This is a genomic window from Aliinostoc sp. HNIBRCY26, from assembly GCF_050235535.1.
Classification (GTDB): domain Bacteria; phylum Cyanobacteriota; class Cyanobacteriia; order Cyanobacteriales; family Nostocaceae; genus Trichormus.
In genome coordinates this window covers 3,989,942-4,008,690 of record NZ_CP189852.1, presented here as the reverse complement: position 1 = coordinate 4,008,690, position 18,749 = coordinate 3,989,942, and the positions used below count along the sequence as shown (strand labels likewise).

At 40.7% G+C, this 18,749-nt stretch carries 19 protein-coding genes; 12 read left to right on the top strand and 7 right to left on the bottom strand.

The window, feature by feature from the left end; all coding sequences use genetic code 11:
* The first annotated feature begins 7 nt into the window (after positions 1-7).
* The 4 genes from ACQFX9_RS17050 (at position 8) to ACQFX9_RS17035 (ending at position 1,703) form a co-directional block, all read left to right on the top strand.
* The gene (locus ACQFX9_RS17050; protein ID WP_427157132.1) at positions 8-136 is read left to right on the top strand and encodes a hypothetical protein; all 129 of its coding nucleotides are present in this window, start codon (positions 8-10) and stop codon (positions 134-136) included.
* A 280-nt stretch (positions 137-416) separates the two neighbouring features.
* The gene (locus tag ACQFX9_RS17045; protein WP_427157131.1) at positions 417-857 is read left to right on the top strand and encodes a cupin domain-containing protein; all 441 of its coding nucleotides are present in this window, start codon (positions 417-419) and stop codon (positions 855-857) included.
* A 53-nt stretch (positions 858-910) separates the two neighbouring features.
* Entirely contained in the window at positions 911-1,186 is a 276-nt protein-coding gene (locus ACQFX9_RS17040; protein ID WP_427157129.1) for a hypothetical protein, read from the top strand.
* A 22-nt stretch (positions 1,187-1,208) separates the two neighbouring features.
* Positions 1,209-1,703: an alpha/beta fold hydrolase gene (locus ACQFX9_RS17035; protein ID WP_427162921.1), complete on the top strand. Its 495-nt coding sequence runs from the start codon at positions 1,209-1,211 to the stop codon at positions 1,701-1,703.
* Between the two features lie 191 nt (positions 1,704-1,894).
* On the opposite strand, the gene ACQFX9_RS17030 is transcribed toward ACQFX9_RS17035, so the two are convergent.
* Positions 1,895-2,296 (bottom strand): hypothetical protein, encoded by a 402-nt coding sequence (locus ACQFX9_RS17030; protein ID WP_427157127.1) that lies wholly within the window; start codon positions 2,294-2,296, stop codon positions 1,895-1,897.
* Between the two features lie 158 nt (positions 2,297-2,454).
* Between ACQFX9_RS17030 and ACQFX9_RS17025 the strand changes: the two genes are divergently transcribed.
* The 6 genes from ACQFX9_RS17025 (at position 2,455) to ACQFX9_RS17000 (ending at position 10,980) form a co-directional block, all read left to right on the top strand.
* Positions 2,455-3,129, top strand: a complete 675-nt coding sequence (locus ACQFX9_RS17025) for a response regulator transcription factor (protein WP_427157126.1) — start codon at positions 2,455-2,457, stop codon at positions 3,127-3,129.
* 109 nt (positions 3,130-3,238) lie between these two features.
* On the top strand, positions 3,239-4,516 hold the full coding sequence (locus tag ACQFX9_RS17020; RefSeq protein WP_427157124.1) for a sensor histidine kinase: 1,278 nt from the start codon (positions 3,239-3,241) through the stop codon (positions 4,514-4,516).
* Positions 4,517-4,678: 162 nt separating this feature from the next.
* Positions 4,679-6,178 (top strand): dolichyl-phosphate-mannose--protein mannosyltransferase, encoded by a 1,500-nt coding sequence (locus ACQFX9_RS17015; RefSeq protein WP_427157122.1) that lies wholly within the window; start codon positions 4,679-4,681, stop codon positions 6,176-6,178.
* A 633-nt stretch (positions 6,179-6,811) separates the two neighbouring features.
* Positions 6,812-9,109: an ATP-binding protein gene (locus ACQFX9_RS17010; RefSeq protein WP_427157120.1), complete on the top strand. Its 2,298-nt coding sequence runs from the start codon at positions 6,812-6,814 to the stop codon at positions 9,107-9,109.
* Complete coding sequence (locus ACQFX9_RS17005; RefSeq protein ID WP_236144986.1) at positions 9,063-9,509, top strand: response regulator; 447 nt, start codon at positions 9,063-9,065, stop codon at positions 9,507-9,509. Before ACQFX9_RS17010 ends, ACQFX9_RS17005 begins: the two co-directional genes overlap by 47 nt.
* A 316-nt stretch (positions 9,510-9,825) precedes the next feature.
* On the top strand, positions 9,826-10,980 hold the full coding sequence (locus tag ACQFX9_RS17000; RefSeq protein ID WP_427162920.1) for a hybrid sensor histidine kinase/response regulator: 1,155 nt from the start codon (positions 9,826-9,828) through the stop codon (positions 10,978-10,980).
* 144 nt (positions 10,981-11,124) lie between these two features.
* On the opposite strand, the gene ACQFX9_RS16995 is transcribed toward ACQFX9_RS17000, so the two are convergent.
* A complete protein-coding gene (locus tag ACQFX9_RS16995; protein ID WP_427157117.1) occupies positions 11,125-11,748 on the bottom strand; it encodes a class I SAM-dependent methyltransferase in 624 nt (207 codons plus the stop codon).
* 92 nt (positions 11,749-11,840) lie between these two features.
* Here ACQFX9_RS16995 and hemH point away from each other — a divergent pair, with 92 nt between their 5' ends.
* Both hemH and ACQFX9_RS16985 read left to right on the top strand, forming a co-directional pair.
* Entirely contained in the window at positions 11,841-13,007 is a 1,167-nt protein-coding gene (gene hemH, locus ACQFX9_RS16990) for a ferrochelatase (protein WP_427157116.1), read from the top strand.
* A gap of 180 nt (positions 13,008-13,187) precedes the next feature.
* Positions 13,188-13,739, top strand: a complete 552-nt coding sequence (locus ACQFX9_RS16985; RefSeq protein ID WP_427157114.1) for a DUF2808 domain-containing protein — start codon at positions 13,188-13,190, stop codon at positions 13,737-13,739.
* Here ACQFX9_RS16985 and ACQFX9_RS16980 read toward each other — a convergent pair.
* From ACQFX9_RS16980 to aroF, 5 genes are all read right to left on the bottom strand, one after another.
* Positions 13,736-14,275, bottom strand: coding sequence for a DUF4126 domain-containing protein (locus ACQFX9_RS16980; protein ID WP_427157112.1), 540 nt, complete (start codon positions 14,273-14,275; stop codon positions 13,736-13,738). The two genes, ACQFX9_RS16985 and ACQFX9_RS16980, sit on opposite strands and share 4 nt — an antisense overlap.
* 394 nt (positions 14,276-14,669) lie before the next feature.
* Entirely contained in the window at positions 14,670-15,965 is a 1,296-nt protein-coding gene (gene purB, locus ACQFX9_RS16975) for an adenylosuccinate lyase (protein WP_427157110.1), read from the bottom strand.
* A 40-nt stretch (positions 15,966-16,005) separates the two neighbouring features.
* On the bottom strand, positions 16,006-16,548 hold the full coding sequence (locus tag ACQFX9_RS16970) for a DUF421 domain-containing protein (RefSeq protein ID WP_427157108.1): 543 nt from the start codon (positions 16,546-16,548) through the stop codon (positions 16,006-16,008).
* Positions 16,549-16,551: 3 nt separating this feature from the next.
* On the bottom strand, positions 16,552-17,463 hold the full coding sequence (locus ACQFX9_RS16965; protein ID WP_427157106.1) for a YihY/virulence factor BrkB family protein: 912 nt from the start codon (positions 17,461-17,463) through the stop codon (positions 16,552-16,554).
* 147 nt (positions 17,464-17,610) lie between these two features.
* On the bottom strand, positions 17,611-18,669 hold the full coding sequence (gene aroF / locus ACQFX9_RS16960) for a 3-deoxy-7-phosphoheptulonate synthase (protein ID WP_427157105.1): 1,059 nt from the start codon (positions 18,667-18,669) through the stop codon (positions 17,611-17,613).
* Positions 18,670-18,749: the final 80 nt, after the last annotated feature.

Below are 18,749 nucleotides of genomic sequence, written 5' to 3'. Positions count from 1 at the left end.
TACCCTCATGGCATCAGATTATTCTAAGAAAACAATTTTTGCGGCGATGGGTGCTAATCTAGCGATCGCCACTACTAAATTTATCGCTGCTGTGATTACCAATAGTTCAGCGATGATATCTGATGGTATTCATTAACAGTAGAAAGCTTAGAAGCTAAAATCTGTCAAAAACATTCTGAAGTCAAACAAATATTTATTTAGGCTAAGTCTTTATCAAGTAGTCGTAAAAGTTTTCCTAAAAATTAAATTTCCGAATTTTTGATCTATGACAAACTAGGTATATAAAAAATAATTAACCGCAGATAAACGCAGACGGACGCAGATAAATTTATATTTCAGCAGATTAGTCCACGCTGTAAATCAAATAAATCGGCAATTTTGGTGACATAAAAACTCAATTCCAGAGAGGTATTTTTATGCAGAAGAACCAATCACAAAAACCAACAATAGATTACTGGCGTGTCTGGACTGACAAAGACGGTGTAAGTCACCAGTCTCGTGATCAAATTAATCATTTTGTGCAGAAAGGTATAGCACCTAACGTCGCTCCTCAGTGGCTTTCTCAATTGAAACAGTCTGGTGCTACAGTCACTTTTACTGTTTTACCTGTTGGCTGGGTGGGAAAATGGCATGAAAACCCGAAGCCACAGTGGATTATCCCCTTGTCTGGACGTTGGTTTGTAGAGACTATGGACGGACAGCGTGTAGAGATGGGTACGGGTGAAATTTCCTTTGGAGGAGATCAAGGTACAAAAGCGGACGCGCAAGGCCATAGGGGCCATCTTTCTGGAACAGTAGGGGATGAACCAGCTGTTTTGATGATCGTGCAGTTTGAAGAAACTCCCAGTCTGAAGTAACCCCACTAGGTTGATAACTAATCAAAGTTATCTTTGCTCTAATTTAGTTAGCTATGCCATCTCAACTTCGTAGTCATCCTTATTTTTTAACACCCCAATCGTCTCAACCTAATTATCCCTTATTTGTATTTCTACCAGGAATGGATGAGACTGGTAAGGAACTGATGTATATTCAGACAGCAGGTTTAGAAGCTGCTTTTGATGTACGTTGTTTTGTAATTCCAGCCGATGATTTAACAAGTTGGGATGAAATGACGGACGAATTAGCAAGTTTAATTCAGATGGAAATCAAAAAAGTGCCACGCACATCTATATTATCTATGTGCTGAATCATTTGGTTGTTGCTTAGGAATAAAATTTTTAGAAAGATTTCCTCAATTATTTACAAAAATTATTTTAATTAATTCCGCTTCTTCATTTCATCGCGTAGCTTGGTTAAATTTAGGTTCGCAGTTATTTCCTTATACACCTAATGTATTTTATAAACTTGCTTCATTTATATCTATGCCTTTTCTCGCAAATTTAAACCGTGTATCTTCTACTGCGAAAAAAGTTCTCTTTAACTCAACCCGCTCTGCACCAAAAGAAACTGCTAGCCAGCGTCTAACTTTGATGAGAGAATTTGAAATTAACGAAATGAAATTAACTAAAATTACTCAACCTGTTTTACTAATTGCTAGTAAAGATGACCGAATTTTACCTTCAGAGGCAGAGGCAATACGGTTAAGTAATATTTTTCCTAATTCTCAAATCATCAATCTACCTCATAGTGGTCATGCCTGTTTAGTTGAAAAAGATGTGAATCTTTATCAGATTTTAGTGTCAGTCAATTTTATTTTTATGTGAACTAAATCACCGTTACTGATGTGTCGTGTCTGTACCACCCCAGATTGCGCTGCTACAATCCTGGTATGTTACTGTGCTAGTTCGATTTTGCTAGAAATTAGCTCCCCTGTAGTTTCGCAATTTATATTTAGATTAAAAAAGATTACGAAAATTGCTCAATAGTCAATAATTAATTGGTAGTTAATAGTCAATCACTGCACCTTTTGATATCGAATCAGTTCTTTGATTCTTTCCTGTGATAAGCCCAATTCCCGACTTAGTTTAGCTTCTATGCGTTTGGGTTCGGTGATTGCAAACTCAAATATCATGGTTTTGAGGACGGAATGATTGGTTGTTACCTTTACCATCGAAATCCCTTGTGACTGAAGAATTTCCACCTCAATAGCCACTACCTTTTTCATCATCTGGCGTGTTGATTGGGTATTGACTTGCAGATATTTTTTGTGGTTATGAGTACGACTCAGTATTTGATCACCAATTAAACCACTTCCCAGCCAAAAAACTAACCCAATTAATGGCAAAGATAACCAAAACACAAAACCTAAGTTATGTAAGACGCGAACAAAGTTAGGTTGATACATAGATTTGGGCATTGGGCATTGGGAATGGGGCATTGAGCCAAAATTCTAGCTTGTATACCTTGTTGTTTCTCATCTCTCATTCTCCAGCCTAACTGTGACATTTTTATGTCACCTTGTTTGGTTAATGTGAGAATTAGTAAGTACAAATCATAGTAACTTGAGTAAGTGGGATGCTGATCTTACTGGTAGAAGATGACCCAGAGCAATTAGAACCTCTACGAGCAGCATTGTCGAAAGGCGGACATTTAGTTGATGCGATCGCAGATGGTGAAACGGCTCAATGGTACGCTTTTCGTAAAGACTATGATTTACTGATTTTAGATTGGATGTTGCCCAGGGTCAGTGGCGTAGAACTGTGTCAAATATATCGCCAAGCCGGTAAAGTCTCACCAGTGCTGATGTTGACAGCAAAAGACACTGTAGCAGATAAAGTCATGGGATTAGATGCGGGGGCTGATGATTACCTAGTCAAGCCGGTGGATGTGCTAGAGTTATTGGCACGAGTTAGGGCTTTGGGTAGGCGATCGCCAATGTGGCAAGGTGATATTCTTACCTTAGAAGATTTACAACTGCATCTAGCCAGTTTGACAATTGAACGAGGAACAGCCACAACTCAACTTTCCAGTCGAGAATTCCAATTAATGGAATATCTCATGCGCCATCCCCGCCAAGTCCTATCCCACGATCAAATTGAACAAGCCTTATGGAGTTACGGAGAAGAACCCGAAAGTAACGCCATCACCACCCTAGTGCGCCGCCTCCGTCAACGCCTGCAAATAGTAGACGCAAGAGATTGGCTAGAAACAGTCCATCGAGTCGGTTATCGGCTGAATCCGCCTGGTTAGCTTGAGTGCTGAGTGCTGAGTGCTGAGTGCTGACTAATGACTAATGACTATTGACTAATGACTAATGACTAATGACTAATGACTAATGACTATTGACTATTGACTAAAAATGTTTGACTCTAGCCGCCGTAATCTTGCTCACTGGTTTGCTTTATCGATGGGGGGGATTTTATTTGCTTTTGCGGGGGTGGGTTATTGTCTGAATGTGGAAGAGCAATTACGCTTGTTTGATGATGAACTGTTTCAGCAAGGTAAAAGTTTTGCTACGAAGAATCAGTATTATTTGTATCAAAGTCAATGGCAAAATCCCCCAGAACAAACTCAGGCAGAAAATGGTGCTGCTTTAAATGGGGGTATGCTTTATGCTCGGTGGTATAACTCTCAAAAACAACTTGTACAGTTTATCGGCTCATCGGATGAGCAACAGTTAACGACAGAGCAGATGTTTCAAACGCTACAAGTATCTAGCAGTACAGAAAAGCCTCACTACAATCAATTATGGGTTCGTCAAGTTACTATTCCCATCATTCAAGATAAGGAACTCATCGGTTATTTTCAAACAGCCGCGCCTATGGACTCTCTTCGCAATAGTCTAAATCAGGCGCGATTATTTTTAGCTTTGGGTGTTCCGATTACTTTTGGTGTGATTGGCATTACAGGATGGTTTTTAGGTGGTTTGGCGATGCGTCCATCTCTGCGTGCTTATCAACAATTACAGCGTTTCACCGCCGATGCTTCCCATGAATTGCGGACACCTGTAGCCACTGTCTTAAGTAATGCTCAAGTTGCTTTGATGCCCCCAGAAGACATCATCGAACAAAGACAGCGATTACAAAAGATTGTGGAAACAGCTAAGTCTATGAGTGTGCTGATTAATAACTTGCTGTTTTTGTCACGCAATGATGGTTCTCTAGCTGAGACTACGTTACAGCAAATTGACCTGCGGGACATATTGCGATCGCTCAATTCTGAATTTACTCCCCAAGCTGTCGCCCAAAACCTCCATTTCAGCACCCAACTACCAGAACAATCTGTGATGTTGCGTGCTGACGTAAATCTACTTAAGCAAGCTGTAATTAATCTAATCAGTAATGCCTTTAAATACACTCCATCACAGGGTAAAGTACAATTACGCCTGTTAGTCCAATCTCATCACGCTATCATTCAAGTTGTAGATAATGGTATCGGTATTCCCGCGCCTGATTTACCCTATATTTTTGATCGCTTTTATCGAGTAGACACCGTGCGTTCTCGCCAAACAGGAGGTTTTGGATTAGGACTGGCGATCGCCCAACAAATAGTCCAAGCCCACCAAGGACAAATATCTGTTAAAAGTATAGTTGGTCAAGGTTCAACTTTTGAAATTGATTTGCCGTTGAAGGGGTAGGGATTGGGGACTGGGGACTGGGGATTGGGGACTGGGGACTGGGAAAAGGAGACAAGGTAGACAAGGTAGGAGATGAGAAAAACTGTTCCCTGTTCCCTGTTCCCTGTTCCCTGTTCCCTGTTCCCTAATGACTAATGACTAATGACTATTGACTAATGACTAATGACTAAAAACCTTTATCGAATTTGCTTAGTAGGGATTTTCTTGATATCCCTGGCTTTACGTTTTTGGGGACTGGATAGATTTAATACTTTAGTGTTTGACGAAGTTTATTACGCTAAGTACGGTAATGACTATCTCACCCATACGCAATTTTTTGACGCACATCCGCCTTTAGGTAAATATATGATTGCTATAGGAATTTGGCTGAGTAGCCATTTTCCATTTTGGCAAGAATCAGTTAACGGACTTACAGGTTCATTGCGATCGCCTTGGAGTTATCGCTGGATGAATGCTTTATCTGGCTCATTTATTCCCTTAATTATCGCCAATATTGCCTATCAATTAAGTTACCGTCACAGTTTTGCTGTTATTGCAGGTTTATTCACCGCTTTAGATGGGATCTTTATTGTCGAATCTCGCTATGCTTTGATTAACATTTATATAGTTGTGTTTGGATTATTGGGGCAATTTTTATTTTTATTAGCCCTGTCCCAACGACAAAAAACTAGATTATTGTATTTAGGATTAGCAGGTGTAGCTTTTGGGGCTTCCTGTGCCACAAAATGGAATGGTGTCTTTTTTTTAGTGGGTATTTATGCCATTTGGGGATTTGCTTGGATCTACGAATTAATTATTCATAAACATGAATTTGCGAAAATCATCACAAATTTATTTGAATTTTCTATAAATAACTCGTCTCATCAAGAAGAACCTCATATTTCCCCACTTTTACCGATACAAAAATTGACGCAAATTAATATTGGGCAATGTATATTATTTCTGGGAATTATTCCTCTGAGTGTTTATAGTATCATTTGGATTCCTCATCTGCAAATCAATACCCAATTTGGATTTATTGCAGTACATGAGCAAATTTTTGCATTTCATAAGGAACTATCTGGTAATTCTCCTACAGTTCATCCCTATTGTGCAGCTTGGTATAAATGGCCGTTGTTAACTCGACCGATGGCTTATTATTATCAAACAGCACACCGTATAACTGATCCGCTACCAGTTTTCGGCCCACCTTTACCCGCTAATGCAGGAGGCGTGGTTTATGATGTCCACGCACTGGGAAATCCTTTCCTGTGGTGGTTTGGTGCTGTAGCAATATTATTGTTACTGTTGATGCTACTCGCGCCAATTGTAATTCCCATTTTGAAGCAAAGACGATTGTTACTGCCAGAAAATATCTCGGTGGAAACGTGGGTACCTTTATATTTAGTTTTGAATTATTTCGTAAATTTACTACCTTGGGTGAGAGTTACAAGGTGTGTATTTATCTATCATTATATGACTGGTGTAGTGTTTGCCTTTTTAGCGATCGCCTGGTTTGTGAATCAATGTCTACATAGTTATCATCGCTCACTGCGGGTTGTTGGTGTAACTATTTCTTTTATCATTATTGCCGCTTTTGTATTCTGGCTGCCTATTTATTTAGGTTTACCTATTTCATCTGAAGGCTATCGAATGAGAATGTGGTTTAATTCTTGGATTTGATATTAGTCAATAGTCAATAGTCAATAGTCAATAGTCAATAGTCATTAGTCAATAGTCATTAGTCATTAGCTATCAGGTGTATTGTCTAGTTCGCTTGATTTTATATTTTCTTTAGGTTTACATAGCTAAATATAAACTGCTTAATCAATCATTTAAGTGTTTATATTTCTTATCTGTAATTATCTTTACTAACTGTTAGACTGTAAAACGCGGACGGTGTAGAAATTAACTGTCTTTATGTTACTTGAGGAGACAAAATTTAGTAGCTTTGTAAAGGTTATTGGTGGTAAGAATAGCAGAATTAAGTGACAAATTCAGCACAATCAGAAAATAAACAACGGTATGTTGCTAAATAGCTGATTCTTACACCATTTAAATTAAAGTTGCCAAGGTTTTGAATTGAGAGATAGTAAAAAATTCAAACAGGGTGGTAGACCATCGGAATTTTAGATTTTAAATTTTGAATAATGGCATTAAATCGAAAAATCTAAAATCCAAAATCCGTCTTGGAAAGTTCTGTACGGAGGAAACCTCCGCACCCTGCGGGAAGCAAGCTACAGACTTTCCGCAAAATCCAAAATTGATTGACTCTCATTTTGATGACCGCAGAGAGTAAAAAAAGGATATTTATTTATGACAATAGGCTTGGAAATAGCAGATATTAATGTCAAGAGTTTAAAAGAAGCTCCAATTCACCTTTCTAGTCAAATTCAACCACATGGTGTGGTGTTAGTCCTAGAAGAACCAGACTTGAAAGTATTACAAGTTAGCAATAACACCTGGGGGAATTTAGGGGTTAATGCTGACTCTGTTTTAGGGAAAACATTAGAAGAGTTACTAGATTCTTTTCAAGTTGAGCGTATCAAGACAGGATTACTAGAAGACAATATCGATTTTATTAATCCTACAAAGCTTTGGATGCCCAAGAAAGGAGGAGAGTACGTAGTTTTTGATGGTGTATTCCAAAGAAATGCCGAAGGATTTTTAATTTTAGAATTAGAGCCTGCTATTTCTCAAGAAAATATCCCATTTTTAAGTTTTTATCATCTAGCTAAAGCATCGATTAACGAGCTAGAAAACACCGCGAGTCTGCGGGATTTTTGCCAGATAATTGTGCAGGAAGTCCGCAAAGTCACTGGTTTTGACCGAGTGATGTTATATAAATTCGATGATGATGGACATGGTTCTGTACTAGCGGAAGAAAAAATCCCTAGTTTGGAGTCATATTTAGGACTGCATTATCCCGAATCAGATATTCCGAAACCGGCTAGAAAATTATTTATTTCTAACTCGATTCGTCTGATACCGGATGCTCAAGCGCAACCTGTGCAGATGATACCAGTGAAAAATCCCATCAGCGATCGCCCACTAGATTTAACTAATTCTATCCTCAGAAGTGCTGCGCCTTGTCACTTGGAATACTTACACAACATGGGTGTCGGTGCTTCCTTAACTATTTCCTTAATTAAAGACCAAAAACTCTGGGGATTAATCGCCTGTCACCATCAAACACCAAAATATGTTTCCTATGAATTACGCAAAGCCTGCGAATTTTTAGGAAGAGTGATATTTGCAGAACTATCAGCTAGAGAAGAAACCGAAGATTACGATTATCGGATGAATCTTACCCATATTCAATCATTACTGGTTGAATATATGTCTCAAGAAGACAATTTTATTGATGGGTTAGTCAAACATCAGCCTAATCTTTTAGATTTAACCTCTGCTAAAGGTGCGGCTGTTTGTTGTGGTGATAAATTTACCTTGATTGGTGAAACTCCCAAAGAAGAAGAATTAGTTTTTCTGATGCAATGGCTAAAAAATAACATTGACTCAGAAGTTTTCTACACTGATTCTCTGCCAAAACTTTATCCCGATGCAGAAAGGTTTAAAAATGTGGCGAGTGGTTTATTAGCCATTCCCATTTCCCATCGTAATTATGTATTGTGGTTTAGACCGGAAGTAATTCAAACAGTGAATTGGGGTGGTGATCCCAATAGAGCCTTTGAAGTGAGCCAGTCTGAAGGAAACTTGCGGCTATGTCCTCGTAAATCCTTTGAACTTTGGAAACAGACAGTCCGCCTCACCTCCTTACCTTGGAAGTATGTAGAAATTCGCGCCGCGCTAGAATTGAGAAAGGCAATTGTCAACATTGTTCTGCGCCAAGCCGATGAACTCGCAGAGTTAGCGCAAGATTTAGAACGTTCCAACGCCGAACTGAAAAAGTTTGCTTACGTTGCTTCCCATGATTTGCAAGAACCACTCAACCAAGTTGCAAATTATGTGCAGTTGTTAGCAATGCGCTATGAAGATGAGTTAGATATAGACGCAAAAGAGTTTATTAACTACGCCGTTGAAGGTGTCAGCCTGATGCAGACATTAATTGACGATGTTCTAGCATACTCCAAAGTAGACACCCAGGCGATCGCCTTCCAACTCACCGAAGTCGAAAGCGCACTCGAAAAAGCTCTGAGCAACTTACGCCAAAGAATTGTGGAAACTAAAGCCACTATCACCCATGATCCCTTACCCATTGTCATGGCGGGTAGTACCCAACTCATGCAATTATTCCAAAACTTAATTGCCAACGCCATCAAATTCCGCAGCAACAAACCACCCCAAATTCACATCGGCGCAGAAAGACTAGAAGACGAGTGGTTATTCTCAGTCAAGGATAACGGAATTGGTATCGACCCACAATTTAGCGATCGCATTTTTGTCATCTTCCAACGCCTCCACACCAGAGACGAGTACCAAGGTACAGGAATGGGTTTAGCCATCTGTAAAAAGATTATCGAATGTCATCGCGGACGCATTTGGGTAGAATCACAACTTGGTGAAGGTGCAACCTTCTACTTTACGATTCCAGTCGGGGGACGAGAGCGTGAGCGTAGAAATGGAAGAAAAACTCAAAACAATATTTCTAGTTGAGGATAACAAAGCAGATATTCGCCTCATCCAAGAAGCCTTTAAAAATAGCTCCATACCGCACCAAGTAATTACAGTCAGGGATGGTATGGACGCTATGGCCTATCTTCGCCGTGAAGGTGAATATACTGATGCGCTACGTCCTGATTTGATTTTGTTGGATTTAAATCTACCAAAAAAAGATGGTCGAGAAGTATTAGCAGAAATTAAAAATGACCCAGCATTAAAACGTATTCCCGTAGTAGTATTAACAACATCGAGAAACGAAGATGATATTTTTCACAGCTACGAATTACACGTAAATTGCTACATCACAAAATCCCGCAACCTCAGCCAACTATTCCAAATCGTCAAAGGAATCGAGGAATTTTGGCTATCTACAGTCACGCTACCGCCAGAGTAAGGGTATAGGGGTGTAGGGGTATAGGTGTGTCAGAGAAAAGGAAAGAACTGTTTTCACTACTCCCATTCTCTACCCATCCACGCACTCACTAACTCTTTACTTCCCATACCTTACACAACACCCAGCACCGGCTAAACGCCCTGCTACCACTAACAGCACTCAAATCAATTCAAAATTCAAAATACCCTACGGGAAGGCAAGCCTACAAAATTCAAAATTAAAGAATTGATTACTAAACACTCACAACTCAGCACTCATCACTCAGCACTCATCACTCACAACTCACTCATTCCCAGGGGGTGAAACCAAGAAAATGATCCTTGGACATTCAGTCACGATTTTATTAATTGAGGACAACATAGCAGAAGCGAGGTTATTACAAGAATATTTGCAACAAGCTGAATCAAAACAGTTTTCCCTAGTTCATGTAAAGCGGTTAGGGGATGCACTTAACGCCCTGCGTCACAATAATTATGATGTAATTTTATTAGACTTGACTTTGCCCGACTCTCAAGGATTATCATCTCTATCTTTATTGATAGAGCAATCCCCTAGTATACCGATTGTCGTGCTGACTAATACTAACGATGAAGATTTAGCAATTGAAGCAGTCCGTCAAGGCGCGCAAGATTATCTAGTCAAACGACAGGTAAATGTCCATGTTTTGGTGCGTGCTTTATGTTATGCGATTGAACGCAAGCAAACCTTAGAAAGCTTACGCATTCTTAACAAATCTTTGGAAAATCGTGTAGAGGAAAGCACAGCCGAACTGGTAAAAGCTCAAGAAATTAACCAGTTTAAATCAGATTTTGTCTCGATGTTTTCCCATGATATTCGTAATCCTTTAAATACTATTCTTTTAGCGGCTGGATTGTTACAAGATAACGAAGAGAAACTGAGTCAAGAGAAAAAACATTCTCACTTTCAAATGATTCGTTCAGCAATCAAAAATATGGCGCAGCTATTAGATGAAGTATCATTTATTGGCAAAGCGGATGCAGGTAGACTCCAATGTGATCTGGTTGCTGTAGACTTAGAAGCATTTTGTAGGCAATTAGTAGAAGAATCTCAATTAGTTATTAAAGATAAGCAAATAAAAGTTATCTTTAACTTCCCACAACCATTAGAACCAATATTATTAGATGAAAGTTTATTTCGTCATATTTTAGCGAATTTATTAGGAAACGCCATTAAATATTCTCACCCAGGAGGTCAAGTCAAATTAGAATTATTCAATCAAGAAAAAACCGTAACTTTAAAAATTCAAGATTCGGGTATTGGTATTTCTATTGAAGACCAAAAACAATTATTTCAACCTTTCCATCGTGGCGATAATGTTGGCGGTATTTCGGGTACCGGGTTGGGTTTAGCCATTGTCAAAAAATGCGTGGATGCTCACGAAGGAGAGATTTTTGTAGATAGTGAAGTAGGTGTTGGCACAACGGTTACAGTCATATTTCCGAAGATATAGGGCATAGGGAATCGGGAATCGGGCATTGGGCATTGGGCATTGGGCATTGGGCATTGGGAATAGAGTAAATGATTTAGAAAAATCAAGATTAATATTCATACCCTCTATCCTATGCCCTATGCCCCAGTCCCCAGTCCCTATTTTTCATTTTTTCGCCTGAATTACCTGCAAACTACCACCTGCATATAAGATAGGCTGATCTACCTGAAATCCGATTTCAGTTAATAACCCACTTAAATCAGTTTTTAATAATTTCCAAGCTGTTTCTGTCTCGAACAACCAAAAAAATAAGGCTAAACCAGGCCAGAAGATGGGGTTAGTAGGTGGGTGGAAATCCACAACAGTAAATATACCTCCTGGCTTGAGAACTCGATAAACTTCTTGAATAATTTCCCGCAATTGTACTGGCTGCATTTCATGTAAAGCTGCACTGGTATGTACTACATCAAATTGCGCTTCTGTAAAGGGCATTTTTTCTGCAAAAGCTTCGACGTAAGTCGCTTCCGGTACATTCTGCCTGGCTCTTTGTAAGGATAATGGTGAGGCATCTAGTCCTGTTACATTTTGTGAACATTTCACTAAAAATTGCGTCGCTTGACCACTACCACAACACAAATCTAAAACATGAGTATCTGAGTGAATTGTTAAGCCTTGTAGAGCCAATTGCCTAAAACGTCCTTCACCACCAACGCTGATGGCGGCTACACGAGATATGCCGTCATATAGCCATTGATATCGATAACTTAAATCTCTTAAAATTGTTGCCATTGCACATTGCTCACTATTAAGCTTTATATTTAATAAAGATATATTGTTAACATTAGTAAAAAATCTGAAAAAGTCGGGGGAAAATAACTGCTATGGGTCGTGTAGGCGTATTATTACTCAATCTCGGTGGGCCCGATAAATTAGAGGATGTTGGGCCGTTCTTGTATAACCTCTTTTCTGATCCTGAAATCATACGCTTACCATTCCGTTGGTTACAAAACCCCCTGGCTTGGTTTATTGCGTCACGACGCACAAAAACATCGCAAGAGAACTATAAGCAAATCGGTGGTGGCTCTCCATTAAGACGAATTACAGAAGCGCAAGGAGAGGCTTTACAGGAACAGTTAACTTATTTGGGACAAGATGCGAAAATCTATGTAGGAATGCGTTATTGGCATCCTTACACAGAAGAAGCGATCGCACTTCTCACCCAAGACAATCTCGATAACTTAGTAATCTTGCCTCTCTATCCCCAATTCTCCATCAGTACCAGTGGTTCTAGCTTCCGCCTACTTGAGAAACTTTGGCAAGACGACCCCAAACTACAACGAATTGAATACACCGTCATTCCTTCTTGGTACAAACAGCCAGGTTACTTACAAGCAATGGCGGAACTAATTGCCCAAGAACTTGACCAATTTCCCAACCCAGATCAAGTACATATCTTCTTTAGCGCGCACGGCGTTCCTAAAAGCTATGTAGAAGAAGCAGGCGACCCCTATCAACAAGAAATTGAGGAATGTACTGCTTTGATTATGCAGACTCTCAATCGTGCCAACGCGCATACTTTAGCCTATCAAAGTCGTGTAGGCCCGGTAGAATGGCTGCAACCCTACACAGAAGATGCACTCAAAGAACTAGGCGCGCAAGGTGTGAACGACTTAGTTGTAGTCCCCATCAGTTTTGTCTCAGAACATATTGAGACTTTACAAGAGATTGATATTGAGTATCGGGAAATCGCCGAAGAAGCAGGAATTCACAACTTCCGGCGCGTACCTGCACCCAATACCCATCCAATTTTTATCAGAGCCTTAGCTGATTTAGTAATTGAAGCACTGCAAAAACCCAGCCTTAAACTTTCCCAAGTCACCCAAATGAAGAAGAAAGTGAAGATGTATCCCCCAGAAAGTTGGGAATGGGGTATTACCACCAGTGCAGAAGTCTGGAACGGTCGTATTGCGATGTTAGGCTTTATTGCGTTGATTATTGAGTTAGTAACAGGCCGTGGACTGTTGCATCTAGTTGGACTATTGCAATAAGTGAAAAGTTATAAGAAAAAAGCTTTTTAATGTCTCACTTCCCTCCTCTGGAGGGATTTTTATTTTTATACGTAGTATTTTTAAATTTCCGTACTTCCCATTACGGATAGATGTAATGAGAGAAAAATTGCAGGAATATTGCCAATAAAGCTTGAATTTCCTGTTTATAGACGGTGAGTTATGAAAAAACTGATTTGGTTTTCTACGCTAAGTTTAGCGATCGCCACAGCTAGTTTACCTGCGATCGCCCAGACCCAACCAGTCACACCCAGACAACCAATTACACCAGAACAACCAGTCACACCCGGACAACCAGTTACACCTGGACAAGAATATCAATCCAGACCAACAATGTCTGATGACCGTACCGCACCCCGAATTAGTAGGACAAGTGGTTTTGCTAATACTCATTACATCAGCGTGTATACAGGGGAGCAACCTTTATCCTATGTAATGGTTCGTCCGTCAGAATTGGTGAGTGTCAACAATAACGACATTGAAATCACAGATCAATCTGGTCAAAGACTCGATGCTAATATTTCCCCCGAAGGCGATAGACTACGGCTTACCTTTGCTCAACCAGTACCTCCTGGTAGCACCATACAAATCGCTTTCAGGAATTTGACATTCAATACTCTCAACCGAAATTTTTATCTATATGAACTTGCAGGCGGCTATACTGGTTATCAGCGCACTATCCCCTACGGTTTTGCCCAAGTTCAGGTATTCTAGCGGTTTGCGTGATACCAGTCATACCACTGTTTAGCACTATGCAAAGCGAACAAGAGGAGGATTAAAGCGATTAATCCTCCTTGCCAGGGAGCATCAAAAGCAAACAGCACTAGAGCTATACATAAGGTATCTTGTAAAAAGACTGCCCATAATGGCAACCCCCGTAAGCGATAAAACCAACCCACCTGTACCAACTGTAAGACGAGAGCAAATAAACCACCAATTCCAGCTAGTAACCAAAGCGGCGTTGCGGTGGCGGAAGCTACAGTTACACCCATAATCCCACCGACAATGGGAGATAAGCATAAATGAATTATTTGCAATATTCTTTGCCCCCAGAGTTTTTTGGAAGCAAATATTTCTGCAAAGGAACAACCGATAATAAAAGTTAATAAAACTCTAGGGGAAATATGAGAAAAAATAGGCACTTGCGACCAAAAATCACTACCCTGTAAAAGAAAAATAATAAATAAAGGTATGCCTATTCTCATTCCTGCTGCCGCCGAAGCAGAAAGTGTTGCAAGGATTTCAATCATCAGTGTATGCAAATAACTAACAAAGGAGCGTTTATTTGTTATTTATATTACCCACTACTGAGAAAAAGTACAGCAACGATTTTAAAGTCTTTAATTTAGAGTGATGAGTGCTGAGTGCTGTTAGCGGAAGCGGGGCGTTTAGCCGGTGGGGAGTTGTGAGTAATGAGTAATGAGTAATCAATTCTTTAATTTTGGATTTTGAATTTTGAATTTTGAATTGATTTGAGTAATGTTAGCGGTAGCGGGGCGTTTAGCTGGTGCTGAGTAAGGAAATCTATTCCACCTTGTCCACCTTCCAACCTTTAAATTTCGGATTGTATTCAATCTAAAATCCAAAATCCAAAATCCCCAGTCCCCAGTCCCCAGTCCCCAGTCCCCAGTCCCCAATCCCTGCTTAAATCCCCAATCGTTGATAAACTTCGTCTAAATGACGCAGATGTTGTTGGGGGTCAAAACAGACGGCAATTTCATCTGCTGATAACCTTTGGGTGACACGGGAGTCATTGACAATCAAGTCGTGGAAGTTGCCTTCTGGCTTATTCCAAGCAGTATGAGCGTTTTGTTGGACGATCGCATATGCTTCTTCGCGGCTCAAACCCTTCTCTACTAAGGCTAGTAGGACTTTTTGACTAAACACCACTCCACCATAGCAGTTAAGATTGCGCGCCATGTTTTCTGGATACACCAACAGGTTTTTCACCAATTCAGTGATTTCCTTTAGCATGAAATGGGTCAAAATGCAAGCATCTGGGAGAACTACCCGTTCTACAGAACTGTGAGAAATATCCCGTTCATGCCACAAAGCAACGTTTTCTAAGACTGCGCCCGCGTGACTTCTAATTAATCGCGCCATCCCCGTCAGCCGTTCGGAACGGATGGGGTTACGCTTGTGGGGCATAGCACTAGAGCCTTTTTGCCCTTTGGAGAAATATTCCTCGACTTCCAGAACGTCTGTTTTTTGGAGATTGCGAATTTCCACAGCAAAGCGTTCAATGGAGGCGGCAACTAGGGCTAATTGCTGTACATAGTCGGCGTGGATATCGCGGGAAATCACCTGTGTAGAGGCGGTATCTGGCTTGAGTCCTAATTTTTGACAAGCGATCGCTTCTACTCTTGGTTCTATATTGGCATAAGTTCCCACCGCGCCGGAAATCTTACCTACAGCAATGGTTTCGCGGAGAATTTGCAATCTTTGTTGATGACGCAAAACTTCCGCCAGCCATCCAGCTAGTTTAAAGCCAAAGGTAATCGGTTCAGCATGAATACCATGCGATCGGCCAGCCATGACGGTATAACGATGTTCCCGTGCTTTTTCACGAATCACCTGAATTAAATCTTCCAGGCGTTGGGCTAGCAGATCCAGACTAGCAACCATTTGCAATGCTAAAGCTGTATCCAGGACATCAGAACTGGTTAATCCCAAGTGGATATAACGCCCTGCATCGCCTACGTATTCATTGACATTCGTCAAAAAAGCGATCACATCATGGCGGACTTCCGCCTCTATCTCTAGCACCCGTTTCGGGTCAAAATTTGCCTTAGCCTTAATTTCCTCAACAGCCGCAGCTGGAATGTAACCCAATTCAGCTTGGGCTTCACAAACTGCAATTTCTACCTGAAGCCAGGTTTTAAACTTATAAGCTTCAGTCCACAAGTTGCCCATCTCAGGCAAAGTATAACGCTCAATCAACGTTCGCGGCAGAATACAACTGTCATATTTTACCCTCTATTTAGCCTTTCTCAATGGCTTTTTGTGGTTTGACACTCTGAGTTTTTAATTCAAATCTAATAATACTGATGCTACCGTCGGCCTCCATATACGCCAACTTGACCTCATCTAATAATTCCACACCTTGCTGACGTAATTTACTCATCAACTCGTCTTCTGTAATCAGTTCTTGTTGTAAGTGGCGTTTGATTGTTTTACCGTTTTTCACTAACAAGATGGGCGGAGGATTCAGAAATCGTTGTACTGCGGGTAATTTGTAGCCTAGCCAGTTTAAGAAGTAGCTCCAGAAAATCACCGTTCCTACTAAAATTGCGCCTTCAGTAATGGAAGTATAGTTACTCGCCATAGCGTTTTGGGCGGCTTCGGCAAATAACACCACTACGAGCAAATCAGTAATTCCCAGCGTCCCTAATTGTCGGCTAGGTAGTAAACGTAACACTGAAAATAGGGCTAGGTAAACTAAAGAGCCTCTGACTAGTAATTCCAGAACGCTGATACTAGGAACAAAAACTGCACGCCAATCAATATAAAGATATTTATCCATCTCTTATGACTTTCTCTGGTTTTGATTTGTAGATTTACCTTTATCCAAGGGGATGGCGTTATGTGTCGGTAAAATGCGTCTACCGTACTTGCGGGCATAAACCTGGGTAAACTCAGCCCCAAAAAACAGAATTTGGGCAGTATAGTAAACCCAAGCCAGAATTACTACTACTGAACCTGCTGCACCGTAAGCTGATCCAAAACTGCTATTACCTAAGTAATGTCCTAATAAAAATCTCCCGATGGAAAATAACAGGGATGTAATCATCGCCCCGATTAAAACATCAGCCCAAGTAATTTTGACATCAGGTAAAACTTTGAAAATTAATCCGAATAGTAAAGTAGTCACAATAAAGGAAATAACAAAGTTCAACAGTTGCCATACAAAATCTATACCTGGTAATAAGCCAGTAAAATAATTGACAACTGCTGACAAGATGGTGCTAACCACTAGAGAGACTAACAACAAAAAGCCAATCGATACCACCATTGCAAAAGATAAAAAACGCTGGCGCACAATATTTTTTACGCCGCGTCCTGGTTTTGCTTGTACTTCCCAAATCGTGTTGAGAGAATCTTGTAACTCGGTAAAAACGCCAGTTGCGCCTAACAGCAAAAGAGCGACACTAATTATAGAAGCGATAGTACCTGCTTGCGGTCGATTAGCATTTTGAATGGCGGTTTCGATGAATTCTGCTCCCTCTCTACCCACTAAACCTTGAATTTGGTTAACAATTTCACCCCTAGCAGCATCTTCACCCAATACTGCACCAGCGATCGCAATCACAATAATCAGCAATGGTGCAATGGAAAAAACTGTGTAGTAAGCTAAAGCCGCAGCTAACCGTGAGGCTTTATCTTCACTCCACTCTTGAAACGCTTCTTGAAAAAGTTGCCATATCGCCTGCAAATTCATTGAATTAATCTCCCTGATCAGAAGATGCCACTACTGGTTTTGATATATTTGATACTGTTTAACTCAGTAGAGACATCTTCCCCAAGGTATTAATTCAGCTTCCTGGAGATAGAATTTTCTTGATTTCCTCCCCAGTGGAAAAACTGCTTACGCTAAAGCTGCGGCTGGTGTTGGCCAGCGTCCTACGGCTTTACCAATGACGGCTAACTCTTGCATTAACTGGTCAAAGGCTTCTGGTGTCAATGATTGCGGCCCGTCGGATAGGGCTTTTTTGGGGTTGGGGTGGACTTCAATCATCAGAGAATCACAACCAGCTGCGATCGCGGCCATCGCCATAGAAGGTACAAACTCAGCCCAACCTGTACCATGACTGGGATCAATCATAATTGGGAGGTGGGTTAATTTCCGTAATACCGGCACTACAGATAAATCTAAGGTGTTGCGAGTATATTGACGGTCAAAGGTACGAATACCCCGTTCGCATAAAATTACATTAGGATTACCTGCTGCCAGAATATATTCAGCCGCCATCAACCAATCTTCAATGGTAGCCGCCATTCCCCGTTTTAATAACACTGGTTTGGGTTGCGCTCCTACTTTTTTCAGAAGGGAGAAATTCTGCATATTTCTTGCGCCGACTTGAATCACATCAGCCACTCTGGCAATAATTTCTAGTTCCGCCGCATCCATCACTTCTGTAATAATGCCTAAACCGCTAACTTCCCGCGCCTTGGCGAGTAATTCTAAAGCACTCTCGCCGTGTCCTTGGAAGGCGTAAGGTGAAGTACGGGGTTTGTATGCGCCACCCCGCAAAAACCTGGCTCCGGCTGCTTTGACGCTTTGTGCAGTGGCAACGATCATTTCCTCGTTTTCCACAGAACAGGGGCCAGCCACCACTACCAAAGGATGGTGTTCCCCAAACACCACTGCACCATCAGGGGTATTCACTACAACTTCTGAGGCTTCACCGTGGCGATATTGCCGACTAGCACGTTTATAAGGAAGTTCTACTCTTAATACTTGCTCAATCCAAGGACTGACTTCTTGAATTTGTAGTGGGTCTAAGTCAGCAGTTTCGCCCACTAAACCAATTACTACTTTGTGTTTACCAACAATCTTTTCTGGTGTCAAACCCCAACTACTAAGTTCTTCATTAATCCGGTTAATCTCCGCTTCGGGAGAACCAACTTTCATGACTACAATCATTAGAAATTCCCCTTTGAATGGCGTGAAAGCTCAAACTAATAGGCGATTATCTTGGTTCTTATGTATTTAGTGTAGTCAGC